Origin of the sequence: Delftia sp. GW456-R20, assembly GCF_001622915.1 — a bacterium.
Classification (GTDB): domain Bacteria; phylum Pseudomonadota; class Gammaproteobacteria; order Burkholderiales; family Burkholderiaceae_C; genus Comamonas; species Comamonas acidovorans.
Genome location: NZ_LWCN01000003.1, coordinates 854,070 through 868,687 on the forward strand (window position 1 = coordinate 854,070; position 14,618 = coordinate 868,687).

Annotated in this window: 12 protein-coding genes and 6 tRNA genes; all 18 read right to left on the reverse strand. The window is 66.6% G+C overall.

Features of this window, described 5'->3' with window-relative positions; translation table 11 throughout:
* Positions 1–11: 11 nt before the first annotated feature.
* The 18 genes from A4F85_RS05055 to A4F85_RS05140 all read right to left on the reverse strand — a co-directional run bounded on the left by A4F85_RS05055 (position 12) and on the right by A4F85_RS05140 (position 14,531).
* On the reverse strand, positions 12–1,001 hold the full coding sequence (locus A4F85_RS05055; RefSeq protein WP_016450666.1) for a TauD/TfdA family dioxygenase: 990 nt from the start codon (positions 999–1,001) through the stop codon (positions 12–14).
* On the reverse strand, positions 998–1,687 hold the full coding sequence (locus tag A4F85_RS05060; protein WP_012206557.1) for a 4'-phosphopantetheinyl transferase family protein: 690 nt from the start codon (positions 1,685–1,687) through the stop codon (positions 998–1,000). Before A4F85_RS05060 ends, A4F85_RS05055 begins: the two co-directional genes overlap by 4 nt.
* Positions 1,665–2,408 carry a thioesterase II family protein gene (locus A4F85_RS05065; protein ID WP_063325849.1) on the reverse strand — a complete coding sequence of 248 codons (744 nt, stop codon included), beginning with the start codon at positions 2,406–2,408 and terminating at the stop codon, positions 1,665–1,667. The genes A4F85_RS05060 and A4F85_RS05065 overlap by 23 nt, the downstream gene beginning before the upstream one ends.
* A gap of 5 nt (positions 2,409–2,413) precedes the next feature.
* Positions 2,414–2,698 carry an MbtH family protein gene (locus A4F85_RS05070; RefSeq protein ID WP_034395838.1) on the reverse strand — a complete coding sequence of 95 codons (285 nt, stop codon included), beginning with the start codon at positions 2,696–2,698 and terminating at the stop codon, positions 2,414–2,416.
* Positions 2,699–2,849: 151 nt separating this feature from the next.
* Positions 2,850–3,374 (reverse strand): sigma-70 family RNA polymerase sigma factor, encoded by a 525-nt coding sequence (locus tag A4F85_RS05075; RefSeq protein WP_043824402.1) that lies wholly within the window; start codon positions 3,372–3,374, stop codon positions 2,850–2,852.
* A 717-nt stretch (positions 3,375–4,091) separates the two neighbouring features.
* Positions 4,092–4,168: transfer RNA gene (locus tag A4F85_RS05080), tRNA-Asp, on the reverse strand.
* A gap of 44 nt (positions 4,169–4,212) precedes the next feature.
* Positions 4,213–4,288: transfer RNA gene (locus A4F85_RS05085), tRNA-Glu, on the reverse strand.
* 37 nt (positions 4,289–4,325) lie between these two features.
* Positions 4,326–4,401, reverse strand: a tRNA-Ala gene (locus tag A4F85_RS05090).
* Between the two features lie 126 nt (positions 4,402–4,527).
* Positions 4,528–4,863 (reverse strand): P-II family nitrogen regulator, encoded by a 336-nt coding sequence (locus A4F85_RS05095; protein ID WP_013801593.1) that lies wholly within the window; start codon positions 4,861–4,863, stop codon positions 4,528–4,530.
* A gap of 16 nt (positions 4,864–4,879) precedes the next feature.
* Complete coding sequence (locus A4F85_RS05100) at positions 4,880–7,969, reverse strand: efflux RND transporter permease subunit (protein WP_013801592.1); 3,090 nt, start codon at positions 7,967–7,969, stop codon at positions 4,880–4,882.
* A 4-nt stretch (positions 7,970–7,973) separates the two neighbouring features.
* Positions 7,974–9,191: an efflux RND transporter periplasmic adaptor subunit gene (locus A4F85_RS05105; protein ID WP_034395847.1), complete on the reverse strand. Its 1,218-nt coding sequence runs from the start codon at positions 9,189–9,191 to the stop codon at positions 7,974–7,976.
* A gap of 41 nt (positions 9,192–9,232) precedes the next feature.
* Complete coding sequence (locus tag A4F85_RS05110; RefSeq protein WP_063325969.1) at positions 9,233–10,663, reverse strand: TolC family protein; 1,431 nt, start codon at positions 10,661–10,663, stop codon at positions 9,233–9,235.
* A gap of 217 nt (positions 10,664–10,880) precedes the next feature.
* The gene (locus A4F85_RS05115; protein WP_224986538.1) at positions 10,881–11,249 is read right to left on the reverse strand and encodes a hypothetical protein; all 369 of its coding nucleotides are present in this window, start codon (positions 11,247–11,249) and stop codon (positions 10,881–10,883) included.
* Positions 11,250–11,532: 283 nt separating this feature from the next.
* Positions 11,533–11,609 (reverse strand) — tRNA-Asp (locus A4F85_RS05120).
* Between the two features lie 44 nt (positions 11,610–11,653).
* Positions 11,654–11,729: transfer RNA gene (locus A4F85_RS05125), tRNA-Glu, on the reverse strand.
* 38 nt (positions 11,730–11,767) lie between these two features.
* A tRNA-Ala gene (locus A4F85_RS05130) sits at positions 11,768–11,843 on the reverse strand.
* A 70-nt stretch (positions 11,844–11,913) separates the two neighbouring features.
* A complete protein-coding gene (gene gltX, locus A4F85_RS05135; protein WP_063325850.1) occupies positions 11,914–13,320 on the reverse strand; it encodes a glutamate--tRNA ligase in 1,407 nt (468 codons plus the stop codon).
* On the reverse strand, positions 13,317–14,531 hold the full coding sequence (locus A4F85_RS05140; protein WP_063325851.1) for an O-succinylhomoserine sulfhydrylase: 1,215 nt from the start codon (positions 14,529–14,531) through the stop codon (positions 13,317–13,319). Before A4F85_RS05140 ends, gltX begins: the two co-directional genes overlap by 4 nt.
* Between the last annotated feature and the right edge of the window lie 87 nt (positions 14,532–14,618).

The following is a 14,618-nucleotide window of genomic DNA, read 5'->3' on the forward strand; positions in this document are numbered from 1 at the left end:
CTCCCGGGTTCTCAGAAACGGTCCAGATTGCTGCGCGGCTCGGCCATGGCGACGATGACCTTGCGCGGCCCCTTGAAGGGCGAGCGGGCATGGGCCACGAGCATGTTGTCCAGCATCAGCACGTCGCCCTGCTCCCAGGGGAAGCTGACGGTCTCGGCATCCAGCGCGGCGCGCACCTCGGCAAAGATGTCGTCGCCGATGGTGGAGCCGTCGGCGAAGAAGGTGTTGCGCGGCAGGTTCTCGATGCCGTAGACCTCCTCCAGCACCTCGCGCTCCTCGGGCTCGCGCGCCGAGATGTGGAACAGGTGGGCCTGGTTGAACCAGACCATCTCGCCCGTGACGGGGTGGCTTTCCATGGCCTGGCACAGCTGGCGCGTGCGCAGGCCGTCGTCCTCCTTCCATTCCCAGTCCATGCGCGCATGGCGGCAGAAGGCCTCGACCTCGGCGCGGCTTTCGGTGTTGAATACCTTCTGCCAGGGCACGTCCATCTCGCCGAAGTTGCGCACGTACAGGATGCCGGGCTCGAACAGCTCGCGGATGCGCGCCGGAATGCGGCGGTAGACCGCACGGCTGTCGGCAATCGGCGTCTCGCCGCCCTCGGGCGATGCGGTGACGCAGTGGAACCAGATCTTCATGGGCCATTCGCGCGTGTAGGCCTGCTCGTTGTGCAGCGGAATGCTCTGGTGGGCCGGGTATTCGGTGGAGGTGTAGACGCCCGCGCCGCTGGAGGCCTCGACCGCGCTGCGCGGCGTGGAGGCGAATTCGTACTTGAGCAGCGGATGGCCAAAGGCCGAGGCGAAGCGCTGGAAAGTCTCCACATCGGGCACGCCAAAGCCGCGCAGCAGCACACCGCCCGTGGTCAGCAGCGCCTCGTCGATGTCGCGGCGCAGCGGCGGCAGCGCGGCCAGCAGGTCCTGGCCCGGCTGGGCGGGCGTGATGAGCTGGGGAAGCAGCGAGCCCGCGGGGGCCTTGCGCTCGAAGCGCTGGAGGGTTTCGTTCATGTCGATTCCTTGGTGCGCCACGCAAGAGCTGCCGCGTAGCCCGGCGGCGCTGGCAGCGCCATCGCTTGAAAACCATTCCAGTCGGGGACCGCGCAGGCGATGGCCAGCCGTCCGTCCCCTCCCGGGCTGATGCCTATGGAGCGCAGGTGGTCGGCCACGCCGATGCCGATGGCCTTGAGCACGGCTTCCTTGCCCACCCAGCGCTGGTAGAAGGCCGCCAGCCGATCAGGCGCACGGCGCACGCTGGCGCGTTCCTGGTCGGTGCAGACGGCGTCGAGCATGACCTCGGCATCGAGGTCGGGCTTGTGCTGCTCGATGTCCACGCCCAGGTGCAGCACGCCACCGGGGTCGGCCAGCGCGATCAGCGCATGGCCGCCCGAATGCGAGACGTTGAAGAGCGGTGCCCGCAGCGGGTCCTCGTCGACAAAGGGCTTGCCGTGGACGCCGACCGCCAGCGGCACATCGGCCGGGCAGCAGCCCAGCCTGCGCCCCAGCAGCCGCCGCGTGGCAGCGCGCGTCTGTGCGAAGCGCAGCCGGTCGGCGGCCCGCACGAAGCGCGCGGCGCGACCGCGCTCCTCAGGGGTCAGGTGCGGCAGGCTGTCGCTCAGTTCGGCCGACAGGTCCAGGTCCAGCCTGAAGACCTCGATGCCCTGGCTCATGGCCTCACGCACGGACACGAGCTGCATGGATGCCTCCCTGGAGTGACTGGGACCCGGCCAGGCGCTGCGCCAGCACGGCCAGCACATCGCCTTCGCGCTGCCTGATGAAGAAATGCCCGCCCTCGAACCAGTCCAGCGTGAAGGCCTCGGCAGCCTCCTGCGACCAGGCCTGGACGCGGGGCGCCTCGATGTCGTCCTGCCGCCCCGCAAAGACGTGCACCGGCAGCGGCAGGCCCGCAGCGGGCACATGGCCGAAGCTCTCGCAGACGCGGTAGTCGGACCCCAGCACATCCAGCGTGATGCGCATGAGCTCGTGGCTGGCAAACACCTCTTCGGGCGTGCCGCCCTGCCTGCGCAGATCGGCAATCAGCGCCGCATCGTCGCCCTTGCCCGCAAAGCGCTCGGGATCGCGGCAGGCCGGTGCCGGGCTGCCCGAGGCAACCAGGGCCAGCGGCAGCTCCCTGCCCTGCTCGCGCAATTGCCGCGCCATGCCGAAGGCCAGCAGCGCGCCCATGCTGTGGCCCAGCAGCGCAAAGCGGCCGCGCATGGCCTGGCGCTGCTCGGCGCACAGCAGCGAGACCAGTTGCCCGAAGTCCTCGACCGCAGGCTCGCCCAGCCGGCTGCCCCGCCCCGGCAGCTCCACCGGCGCAATGCGGATCCAGTGGGGCAGCAGCCTGCGCCAGCGCAGGTACATGGTGGCGCTGGCGCCTGCGCACGGCAGGCACAGCAGGGTCAGCGGCGCGTGCATGCGCGTCAGCCCGCTGCGGTTTCGATCACGGTATCGGTATCGCTTTGCAGCGCGGCGCCGGCACCCGCCTGCTCCTGCTGCTGCATCCACACGCGCAGCGACTTGGGCCGCATGTCGGTCCAGGTGGCGTCCACGTAGTCGAGCACGGTTTTCTTGTCGCCCTTCACGCCCTCCACGGCGGTCCAGCCGCCGGGCACGGCCTTCCAGTGCGGCCAGATGGAATACTGTTCCTCGTGGTTGACCAGAACGATGAAGGTTTCGTCTTCGCGGTCGAAGCAGCTTGTAGACATGCAGGCGTCCTTTATGCGGTTGAACATCGGTGAGGCCAGTACCGGATCGCGGCGACCCGGTACTGCGCCTCTGTTGAACATGACGTTCCGAACCCGAAACTGTTCACGCCGCGTGCGCGCCGGTTCCGGGTCATGCGCGGGGCTGCACCGTTCAATGGTGGTCCAGCAGCGAGCGGTGGACATGGATGGCCTTGCAGGCGTCGGCAATCCTGGCGTTCACCAGGCCCAGCGCACACTCCATGTGCTCGGCGATCTGGCGCTGGGTGAGGCCCTTGATGCGGTACAGCTCGAAGGTCTCGCGGGTCTTGGGCGGCACCTCGTCCAGGGCCTGGTCGATCAGGCGTATGGCCTGGGACTCGAACAAAAGGCGCTCGGGCGAGCGGCTGTCCGGTATCTCCAGCGTCTCCACATCCACGCCGTGGGTACGGTAGCTGTTCTCGCGCTCCTGGCGGCGCAGGTAGTCCAGCGCCATGTTGCAGACGGCGCGCGTCCAGTAGGCGGCGGGCTTGGCGATCTCGGCATCGCTGCGCATCTCGGCAACGCGCAGATAGGTGTCCTGCACGGCGTCGTCGGCCAGTTCAGGATTCCTGAGAATTCTTCGCGCGACCCTCACCAACTGTCCACGCGAAGCAATGAAAACCTCTTCCAGCGAAGAATGTGTGTGATTCAAGGACACGATGCAGTTCCTCTCGCAAGCTAGGCAAGAACGTCAAGGGGAAATGTCGACCGCAGGTCGATGGACTGCCGGCGCGCCGCCCGTGCAAAAAGACGGGAACGGGACTCGGCACAGGCGGAAATCGGCGGCACGACCGCTGACCACAGGGCATCAGTGCACGCCGATGCGCATCGGCGTGACTTGGGGAGACGGGCCTTAGATCGGCCTCATACCGGCTTCATGGCGGCTTCATGGCGGCGGCCGACCTCGCCGGGCCCATGCGTCCTGGAACAGGATCGGCAAGGGCCGTGCGGCCTTGCAGACGTGCTGAAACTTGAACCGGGACCAAGGCATGCAGTGGTGCTCCTTTAACGTTTTCCAGAACATGAAATGAGAAGCATTAACAGCTCCGGTGACAAAACCGGGTCTGGATCGGCATCTCGTACCTGTCTGGAAGACGTCCCGCCAAGGCAAACGAAGACACGGCTATCGGCATTGGAAAATCGGCAGCCGGTGCCTATGGATTCCCGTCCCCATGGCTTTCCCTCGCCATGGATGATGGGCCTGGATCATGACGGACTGGTGATGCCCCAAGCGCAGCGCGGGGGCACAGAAGGGCTGGGGGCGCAGGCAGGAAAAGCGAACGGAGCGCAGCCTGCTGCTGCAACCTGCAGACGAAAAAAAGCCACCTTGCGGTGGCTTCTTGTCTGTGCAGACGCTGGGTTTGCACAAGGAATCTGGCGGAGTGGACGGGACTCGAACCCGCGACCCCCGGCGTGACAGGCCGGTATTCTAACCAACTGAACTACCACTCCTGGCAGGCTGCTTTTGCGCTCTTGCGAGCCAAGTGCTGCAAACTTGGCGACCCTACGGGGATTCGAACCCCGGTACTCACCGTGAAAGGGTGATGTCCTAGGCCTCTAGACGATAGGGTCAATCCTAGAACTTGCGTAAATACTCAAGTCTCAATTTTGGTGGAGGTAAACGGGATCGAACCGATGACCTCTTGCATGCCATGCAAGCGCTCTCCCAGCTGAGCTATACCCCCTTGCTGCAACGTTGCACTGCTTCGTTGCTGCGATTCAAAAATTGTAGCACAGCGTTTTTGGGGCAATTCCGGAATGCATGACTTTTTTATGTTGCCCTGCATTCCGGCGCCCTGCTCAAGCCCGGGTCAGGCCAGGCTTTGCCCATCGCGTATGCGGTGGATCTCGGCGATGTCCACCACCCAGACCAGGCCGTCGCCGACCTGGCCCGAATGGCAGGCCGTGGTGATGGCCGCACGGATAGGCTCGACCATGGAGGCCTCGGCCAGCACGCAGACCATGATCTTGTCGGAGAAGTCGGTCAACTCCTCCTTCACGCTGCGCTTGTCGATGGCGGCCGGGGCCGTGAAGCCCTCGGCACGGAACAGCGTCACGCCGGGGAAGTTGGGAATGGCACGCAGCGCGTCGCGCAGGCGCTCCAGGCGGCTGGGGCGCACGATGGCCCGGATTTCCTTCATGGTCATTGCAGTGTCTCCTTAATCAGGCTTCCAGCGGTTTTTCGTCAAACCAGCGGTACAGGGTCGGCAACACCACCAGCGTAAGCAGGGTGGACGAGATCAGGCCACCGATCACGACGATGGCCAGCGGGCGTTGCACCTCCGAGCCGGGGCCGGTGGCGAACAGGAAGGGCACCAGGCCCAGCAGCGCGACGGTGGCCGTCATCATCACGGGGCGGAAGCGCTGCACGCAGCCTTCGCGCACGGCCTCGGCCACGTCCATTCCATCCTCGCGCAGCTTGCGGATGCAGCTGACCAGCACCACGCCGTTGAGCACCGCAATGCCCCACAGCGCGATGAAGCCCACCGATGCCGGCACGCTCACGTATTCGCCCGTGACGAACAGGCCTATCAGTCCCCCGATGGAGGCGAAAGGCAGCACCAGGATGATCAGCCCGGCCAGCTTGACCGAATTGAACAGCACGAACAGCAGGAAGAAGATGGCCACGATGGTCAGCGGCACGATCACCTGCAGCGTGCCCATGGCGCGCTCCATGTTCTCGAACTGGCCGCCGTACTTGAAGTAGTAGCCGTCGGGCAGTTGCACTTCCTTGTCGATGCGCTGCTGCACTTCGGTCACGAAGCCGCCCAGGTCGCGCCCTTCCACGTTGGCGCCCACGACCACGCGCCGCTTGCCGCCTTCGCGGCTGATCTGCGCGGGTCCGTCCACCAGTTCGATGCGGGCCACGCTGTTGAGCGGAACCTGCGCGCCGGTGCTGGTGGTCAGCAAGGTGGCGCCGACAGCCTGGGGCGAGCCACGGAAGGGCTCGGGGAAGCGCACGACCACGTTGTAGCGGCGCTCGCCCTCGTAGACCGTGGTCACGTCCTTGCCGCCGATGGCCGACTCGATCACGCCCTGCACGTCGGTGACGTTCAGGCCGTGGCGGGCAATGGCCTTGCGGTCGATATCCACCGTGAGCGCCTGCTGGCCCGACAGCCGCTCGACACGGATGTCGGTGCTGCCCGGCACGCTCTTGAGGATGCGGGCCACCTGTTCGGAGACATCGCGCAGATCGTCCAGCTCGTCACCGAAGACCTTGATGGCCAGTTGCGAGCGCACGCCCGTGACCATTTCATCCACGCGCTCGGAGATCGGCTGGGACAGCACGATCTGCACGCCCGGGATCGAGGACAGGCGCTGGCGGATGTCTTCGTCGATCTCGTCCTGGGTGCGGTCGGACTCGGGGTCCAGCAGCACGATGGGGTCGGACTCGTTGGGGCCTGCGGGATCGGCCGGCGATTCACCGCGTCCGAGCTTGGAGACCACGCTGAGCACGCCGGGCACCTCGGCCACGGCCTTCATCGCCGCCATTTCCATGCGGATGGACTCGTCCAGCGAGATGCTGGGCACGCGGTTGATCTGCGGCGTCAGCGCGCCCTCCTTCATGGTGGGCATGAAGGACTTGCCCAGCAGCGGGAACAGTCCCAGCGAGCCCAGCAGCAGCGCCACGGCCACGGCCAGCGTGGCGCGGTTGCGCGCGGTGGCCAGGTCCAGCAGGCGCAGGTAGTGGCGCTTGAGGAAGGCGATCAGGCGCGTGTCATGGTCCGCGCCGCCCTTGAGGAAGTACGAGCACAGCACGGGCGACAGGAACAGCGACACGGCCAGCGAGACCGCCAGCGAGATCGCGATGGTCAGCGCCAGCGGGCCGAACATCTTGCCTTCGATGCCCTGCAGCGTCATCAGCGGCAGGAACACCAGGATGATGATGGCGATGCCGAAGATGGTGGGCGTGGCCACCTCGGTGGTGGCCGAGAGCACGGTGCGCACGCGTGCGCCCATGCTGTCGCCGGCCTGGCCGAGCTTGTGGAACACGTTCTCCACCACCACCACGGTGGCATCGACCATGAGGCCGATGGCGATCGCCAGCCCTCCCAGCGACATGAGGTTGGCCGAGATGCCCCAGCGGTTCATCATGATGAAGGTGGTCAGCGGCGTGATGATCAGCGTGGCCACCACGATCAGGCTGGAGCGCACGTCACCCAGGAAGACGAAGAGCACCACGACCACGAGCAGGATGCCCTCGATCAGCACCTTGCCCACGGTCCACAGCGCCGAGTCGACCAGGTCGGTACGGTCGTAGTAGGGAACGATCTGCAGGCCGCCGGGCAGCATGCCCTTGGAGTTGATCTCCTGCACGCGCTCCTTCACGCGGGTGACCACTTCCTTGGCATTGCCGCCGCGCATCATCAGCACGATGCCGGAGACGCCTTCGGTATAGCCGCCCTTGATGATGGCGCCCTGGCGCACTTCCTGGCCCAGCTGGACCTCGGCCACATCGCGCACGAAGACCGGCACGCCGCCATCCTGCTTGAGAACGATGTTGCCGATGTCCTCCAGCGACTGGATCAGGCCCACGGCGCGGATCAGGTACTGCTCGGTGACCTGGGGCAGGATGCCGCCGCTGGCGTTGGCGTTGTTGTCGGCGATGGCCTGGACCACATGGCGCACGGACAGGCCGTAGTGGCGCAGCCGGCCGGGGTCGACCTCCACCTGGTACTGCTTGACGTAGCCGCCCTGCGAGTTGATTTCGGCCACGCCGGGAATGGAGCGCAGCAGCGGGCGCGCCACCCAGTCCTGGATGGTGCGGCGCTCGGTCAGCTCCTCGGGCGTGAGGGCCCGCTTGCCGTCGTCGGGATGGTCCAGCGTGTACTGGTAGACCTCGCCCAGGCCCGTGGACACCGGCCCCAACACGGGGATGATGCCTTCGGGCATGCGCGGCGTGACCTCCATCAGCCGCTCGGTGACGAGCTGGCGCGCAAAGTACACGTCGGTGGTATCGGTGAAGACCAGGGTGATGATGGACAGGCCGCTCTTGTTGAGCGAGCGCATCTCCACCAGGCCCGGCATGCCGGTCATGGCGATTTCCAGCGGCACGGTCACGAAGCGTTCGATTTCCTCGGGCGAGCGGCCTGGCGCCTCGGTGGCCACCTGGACCTGGACGTTGGTCACGTCAGGAAAGGCATCCACCGACAGATTCATGGCGGCGCGCAGGCCAAAGCCGCACAGCACCAGCGAGAGCACGATCACGATGAGTCGCTGGCTCAGTGCGGCCCGGATCATGGAAGCGATCATGGGCTTACTCCAGCTCTGCGCGCTTGCGCTCGTTGTTCAGGTGGAAGGCGCCCGTGGTGACGATGACCGTGCCATCGGCCACGCCCTTGTTCACGGGGCGCATGCCGCCGCTGGCGGTGCCCAGCTCGACGGGCGTGAGGCGGTAGTGGTTCTCGCCCTTCTTGACGAAGACATGGTCGCGGTCGTTCTCGCGCACCACGGCCTCGGCCGGCACGGCCAGCAGCTGGCGCACCTCGCCCTGGATGCGCATGGTGGCCAGCATCTGGGGCTTGAGGTCGCGCTCGGTGTTGTCCACCTGGGTGCGGATGGTGACGGTGCGGGTCTCGGGCGTCACGGTGTCGCCCACATGCACGATCTGGCCGGACAGCACGCGCTCGCCCAGGGCGGGCACGGCGATCTCCACGGCCTGGCCGGCGCGCACGCCGCTGGCCATCTGCTCGGGAATCGCGCCCACCACCCAGACACTGCTCAGGTCGGCCACGGTGAACAGCGGATCGCCGGGCTGGGTCACCTGGCCGGAGCTGACCTTGCGCTCGATCACCACGCCGGCCCCTGTGGACAGAACGGCCGCATGCGACTGCAGCGTGCCCTTGTCGCGCAGCTGGGCGATGGCGCTGTCGGGAATGCCGATCAGGCGCAACTGGTCGCCGGCAGCGCGCTGCTCGGCACGGGCAATCGACAGCTCGGACTCGCGGCGCTGCAGCTCGGCCGAACCGATGACATCAGCCGCGATCAGCTGGCGCGCGCGCTCCACGCCGCGCTCGGCCAGCGTGGCGGCGGAGTGTGCACGCAGATAGGCCAGCTGGGCGGTGGTCAGCTCGGGGCTGGCCACGCGGGCCAGCACCTGTCCCGCGCGCACGCGGTCGCCCACTTCGACCAGCACCTCGGTCACGCGCCCCGTGGCGGCCGCGCCAATGCGGGTGACCTGGCGCTCATTGGCTTCGATGCGGCCGGACACCTCCTGCAGCAGCGCGATCTGCGCCTGCGCCACGGGCTTGACGGCGAAGTTGGGAGCCATCTCAGCGGTCACACGGACCTCCATCGGGTCCTGCTCCTGGGCAGCGGCCGCTGCGGGCGCCGCCTTGGCTTCGGCCTCTTCGTTCTTGCCGCAGGCGCTCAGCGCCAGCGTTGCGGCCAGCAGGCCGGCCAGGGCCAGGGAGTTCACCAAGGTGCTGCTGCCTGCGCGGGCGGCGATGGGTTTCGGATGCATATTCAAGGACATGTTCGTTTCTGATTTCGGGTGTGAGGCAGGGACGGCGCGCTTCACAGCGCGGACGGATCGTCGTAGCGGCCCGCGAGGTATTCGAGCTGTATGCGCGCCGCCTGCAGCTGGTAGCGCGCATCGAGCAGGTCTGCACGGATGGAGCGCAGCACGCGCTGCGCATCGAGCACATCGAGAATGCCGCGCTCGCCGAAGCGGTAGGCGGCCTCGGCCACGCGCAGGGCCGACTCGGCCTCGCGCACCGAACCCTGGCTCAGTGCCTGGGTGCGCAGTCGTGCCATCTCCAGCTCCTTCCAGGCCTGCAGCGTCTGCTGGCGCAGCTCGATCTGCCGGCCTTCCAGCTGCAGACGCGCGCGCTCCAGCTCGGAGGCCGCCTCGTCGATGGGGCCGCGGTGCTGGTCGAGCAAGGGGATCTGGATGCTCACGCCCACCGTGTTCAGGCGCACGTCGGGCTCGCGCGTCTGGCCGTAGCGCAGCTCCACACCCGGCCAGCGCGAGGCCTTGGCACCGTCAAGCCGCGCCTGGGCACGCTCGACCTCCGCCTTGAGCTGGCGCAGTTCGGGATGCTCCATGGGATCGATCTCGCCCATGTCCTCGATGCGCAACGGATCCTCCAGCGACACATCCAGGCGGAAGCGCACGGGCAGCTGGCCTGCGGCCAGGCGGCCCAGCGACAGCTGCGCCTGCTCGGCGCGCAGCCTTGCGGTCTGCTCCTGCTGGCGCGCCTGGATGATTTCGGCATCGGCCTTGATGATTTCGTAGCGGGCCGCCTCGCCGCTGTCCACGCGGACGCGCACGCGCTCATGGGCCTGCTCCAGAAGGCGCACCGCCTCCTTGGCGGCCTCCACCTCCGCCTCGCGCAGCACCATTTCGTAGGCGCGCAGCCGCACCTGGGCCACCAGCGCATTGCGCGTGGTCGCCACGAAGTGCACCGAGCCCTGCTCGCCTGCCCTGGCGGCCTCCACGCGTGCACCGCGCACGGCGGGGTTCTCGATGGGCAATGCCACGGCCCAGCCCTGCACCGTGCCGGCCGCCGCGCCGGGCACGCGGGCGCTGTTGCGGCCCTGGTTCCATTCGAGCTTGGGATTGGGCAGCGCCGAGGCGCTGACAACGCCTGCGCGCGCCGTGGTCCGCGACTGCTCGACGGCGCGCAGATCGGGGTTGTGGTCCAGCACGGCGCGAACGACCTCGTTCAGGCTCAGCTGGGGCAGGCGCTGTGCGGCGGCCGAAGCCACCGAAGCCGTTGAAGCTGTCGATGCGGCCTTAGGCGTGACCGGGACGCGGGCCGCTGCGGCCTCGGCGGCTGCAGCCGCGGCGGGTGCCGCCTGGGTCATGGGAGGCTGGGATGCCTGTGCCGAGGCACCGGCCCCCCAGCCCACCAGCAGGCTGCAGATCGCGCCTTGCAAGGCCTTGCGCGAAAAGGATGGAAAACGAGCGGGGGCCATTCCCGCCAATACCGTTGGATTCACCATGGCATGCATCTGCCGCGAAACGACAGTCGAGGGGTTGAGTAAGAGATGGGCCCTCCCCTGCGGACAATGCGGGGACGGGCATGGCCGGGCCGTGCGCAGTCAGCGCGCGGACGACGGCATGGCATGCGCGCCAGCAAGGCGCGCACGAGCAGTGATCAGGCAGTGGGATGCGTCAGCCGACAAGGGGCGCAGGGCATGCCTGCGCCGCAATATGCGGTCAGCCGAGCAGGGAAGGTCTTGGAGGGCGCAGCAGCTGGCCCGGAGCGGGCGACAGGTGCGCCTGGGAATAGGTCGAAGGCGGGGCCCACAGCGACACCACCTGCACGGCGATGGGCTCGGGCGGCCAGTACATCTCGGCGGAGCGGTCCTCGCCACAGGCCAGCAGGGCCAGCAGTTGGCGGGTATTGCCGCCGTGTGCCGTCAGCTCGGCAAACTCCGTCTCGTCGTCTTCCTCGACTTCCGCGAGTTCTTCGAGGAATTCCTCATCGATGGTCACGATGGGGTGGTGCGCCAGCAAGCCATCGCTTTCCAGTCCATCGGACGATGCCGACGCCGCCACCTGTCCACAGAAGATGGACAACAGCATCAGCAAGGAAAACAGGAACGATGGCGCAAGGCGCATGGGGCGAGACGAAGGCGGGAGCAGTGAAAGTGAATGTCCCGTGATCGGGACACCATCTATTGTTACGAATGTTGAGGCAAAGTTCCGGGTTTGCCCTTAAAAAATCTGTGGCAAAGCCCGCTTTTCGCACATGCTTGCCTGCCGCCAAGCGAGGCAGCCATGCAGGCGAGCTGCACGCGGCAGAAACAAAAAAGCCACCTTGCGGTGGCTTCTTGTCTGCGCAGACGCTGGGTTTGCACAAGGAATCTGGCGGAGTGGACGGGACTCGAACCCGCGACCCCCGGCGTGACAGGCCGGTATTCTAACCAACTGAACTACCACTCCTGGCAGACAGCTTTTGCGCTCTTTCGAGCCAAGTGCTGCAAACTTGGCGACCCTACGGGGATTCGAACCCCGGTACTCACCGTGAAAGGGTGATGTCCTAGGCCTCTAGACGATAGGGTCAATCCTAGAACTTGCGTAAATACTCAAGTCTCAATTTTTGGTGGAGGTAAACGGGATCGAACCGATGACCTCTTGCATGCCATGCAAGCGCTCTCCCAGCTGAGCTATACCCCCTTCATGCTGCAATCGCTGCTTCTTGTTAGTTGCTGCGTTTGCATCAGAGACTCGAATTATAGACAGGTTTTTAGCGGTTTTTCAAACGGGCCAGAATTTTTTCACGACCCAGCAGCTCCAGCACCGCGTCCACCGAAGGCGTGTGCGCCGTGCCCAGCGTCAGCACGCGCACCGGCATGGCCAGTTGCGGCATCTTCAGGCCCTGGGCCTTGAGCACTTCCTTGATCAGGGCGGCAATGGCTTCCTTGCTCCACTCCACCGAGGCGACGCCTTCGGCGAAGGCGTCCAGGGCGGGCACCACGGCGTCGGTCACATGCTTGGCCAGGTCTTCGGCGTTGCGGTCGAAGGCGTCCACATAGAACAGACGCACCCAGCCGGCCAGATCGACCAGGGTTTCGCAGCGGTCCTTGAACAGGGCGCAGATGCGCGGCAGGCGGTCGTCTGCGTCGAGCAGCGCCTGGTCCAGGCCGGTCTTGAGCACGAAGGGGCGCACTAGCTCTGCCAGGGCCGCATCGTCCAGGGCCTTCAGGTGCTGGGCGTTGACCCAGCGCAGCTTGGCCTCGTCGAACTGGCCTGCGCTGCGGCCCAGATGGTCGAGGTTGAACCACTCCAGGAACTGGGCGCGGCTGAAGATTTCGTCATCGCCGTGGCTCCAACCCAGGCGGGCCAGATAGTTGACCATGGCGTCGGGCAGGTAGCCTTCGTCGCGGTACTGGGTGACGGCCTTGGCGCCGTTGCGCTTGCTCATCTTCTCGCCCTGCTCGTTGAGCACGGTGGGCAGGTGGGCGAACACGGGCACGCTGGCGCCCAGCGCCTCGAAGATGTGGATCTGGCGCGGCGTGTTGTTGACGTGGTCGTCGCCACGGATGACATGGGTGATGGCCATGTCCATGTCGTCCACGCAGACGCAGAAGTTGTAGGTGGGCGTGCCATCGGGGCGCGCGATCACCAGGTCGTCCAGCTCGCTGTTCTGGAACTCGATCCGGCCCTTGCACTTGTCTTCCCAGGCCACGACGCCGCCCTGCGGCGTCTTGAAGCGCAGCACGGGGCGCGCGCCTTCGGGCACGGGCGGCAGCACCTTGCCTTCTTCAGGGCGCCAGGTGCCGTCGTAGCGCGGCTTTTCCTTGTTGGCCATCTGGCGCTCGCGCAGGGCGTCGAGTTCTTCCACGCTCATGTAGCAGGGGTAGACATGGCCCGACGCCTGCAGGCCGGCCAGCACCTCCTTGTAGCGGTCCATGCGCTGCATTTGATAGAACGGACCTTCGTCATGGTCCAGCTGCAGCCAGGCCATGCCTTCGATGATCACGTCCACCGAGGCCTGGGTGGAACGCTCCACGTCGGTGTCCTCGATGCGCAGGATGAAATCACCACCCGTGGCGCGCGCGAAGGCCCAGGGATACAGGGCCGAGCGGATGTTGCCCAGGTGGATGAAGCCCGTGGGAGACGGGGCAAAACGGGTTCGTACTTTTTGTGTCATTGCAGGGTATCCAGTCCGCGGGACAGATCGTTCTTGATGTCGCCCAGGTATTCCAGTCCGACGGAGATGCGCAGCAGGCCCTGGCCGATGCCGGCGACGCGGCGCTGCTCTTCGCTCAGGCGGCCATGCGAGGTGCTGGCCGGGTGGGTGATGGTGGTCTTGACGTCGCCCAGGTTGGCCGTGATCGAGCACACCAGGGTGCTGTCGGCCACATGGAAGGCATTGGCGCGCAGTTGCTCGGCGCCCTCGCCCACCACGTCGAAGGACAGCACGCCGCCGCCCATGCCGTTTTGCTGGCGCATGGCCAGCTCGTGCTGCGGGTGGCTGGCCAGGCCCGGGTAGTAGACACGGGCGACCTTGGGATGGGCCTCCAGCCAGGTGGCCAGCTCCAGCGCGGCGGCGCTTTGCGCCTTGACGCGCAGGGACAGCGTCTCCAGACCCTTGAGCACCACCCAGGCGTTGAACGGCGCCAGGTTCAGGCCGCCGCTGCGCAGGAAGGTCCCCATGACCTTGTCCACCAGTGCCGTCGTGCCACAGACGGCGCCCGACATGACGCGGCCCTGGCCGTCCAGCAGCTTGGTGCCGGAGTGCACGACCAGGTCGGCACCGAACTGCGCGGGCCGCTGCAGCGCGGGCGAGGCAAAGCTGTTGTCCACCGCCAGCAGCGCGCCATGGGCGTGCGCCAGTTCGGCCAGCGCGGCGATGTCGCACAGGTCGGTCAGCGGGTTGGTCGGCGTCTCGGCGAACAGCAATCGCGTGTTGGGACGGATGGCGGCCTTCCAGGCCTGCACATCGGTCTGCGAGACAAAGCTGGTCTCGATCCCGAAGCGCGCCATCTCGCCGCCCAGCAGCTTGATGGTGGAGCCGAACATGGACTGCGAGCAGATCACATGGTCGCCCGCCTTGAGCGTGGTCAGCGCGACCAGCAGGATGGCCGACATGCCGGTGGACGTGGCCACGGCGCATTCCGTGCCCTCCATGGCGGCCAGGCGCTGCTCGAAGCTGGTCACCGTAGGGTTGGAGGTGCGGCTGTAGGTGTAGCCGGGCTCTTCGTTGGCGAAGCGGCGCGCTGCCGTTGCGCAGTCGGGCTGCACGAAGCTGCTGGTCATGTACAGGGCTTCGCTGTGCTCGCCCCACTGGCTTCGTTCCACGGCCACGCGCAGGGCCAGCGTATCGGGATGCAGGCCTTCGGGAAGTGTCTTGTTCGTCACGTTGATGGTCCTTGGGGTCGGGCGCGGCCCGCCGATGGCGGCGGTGCCCGGAAAAAAGGAGCTAGAAACACTTGTCACCTGGGGACT

What these genes read in the sequence shown, in the direction of transcription:
- A4F85_RS05055 (WP_016450666.1), bottom strand. Translation starts at nt 1,001, where the DNA reads ATGAACGAAACCCTCCAGCGCTTCGAGCGCAAGGCCCCCGCGGGCTCG.
- A4F85_RS05105 (WP_034395847.1), bottom strand. Translation starts at nt 9,191, where the DNA reads ATGTCCTTGAATATGCATCCGAAACCCATCGCCGCCCGCGCAGGCAGC.
- A4F85_RS05100 (WP_013801592.1), bottom strand. Translation starts at nt 7,969, where the DNA reads ATGATCGCTTCCATGATCCGGGCCGCACTGAGCCAGCGACTCATCGTG.
- A4F85_RS05095 (WP_013801593.1), bottom strand. Translation starts at nt 4,863, where the DNA reads ATGACCATGAAGGAAATCCGGGCCATCGTGCGCCCCAGCCGCCTGGAG.
- A4F85_RS05065 (WP_063325849.1), bottom strand. Translation starts at nt 2,408, where the DNA reads ATGCACGCGCCGCTGACCCTGCTGTGCCTGCCGTGCGCAGGCGCCAGC.
- A4F85_RS05060 (WP_012206557.1), bottom strand. Translation starts at nt 1,687, where the DNA reads ATGCAGCTCGTGTCCGTGCGTGAGGCCATGAGCCAGGGCATCGAGGTC.
- A4F85_RS05115 (WP_224986538.1), bottom strand. Translation starts at nt 11,249, where the DNA reads ATGCTGTTGTCCATCTTCTGTGGACAGGTGGCGGCGTCGGCATCGTCC.
- A4F85_RS05110 (WP_063325969.1), bottom strand. Translation starts at nt 10,663, where the DNA reads ATGGTGAATCCAACGGTATTGGCGGGAATGGCCCCCGCTCGTTTTCCA.
- gltX (WP_063325850.1), bottom strand. Translation starts at nt 13,320, where the DNA reads ATGACACAAAAAGTACGAACCCGTTTTGCCCCGTCTCCCACGGGCTTC.
- A4F85_RS05070 (WP_034395838.1), bottom strand. Translation starts at nt 2,698, where the DNA reads ATGTCTACAAGCTGCTTCGACCGCGAAGACGAAACCTTCATCGTTCTG.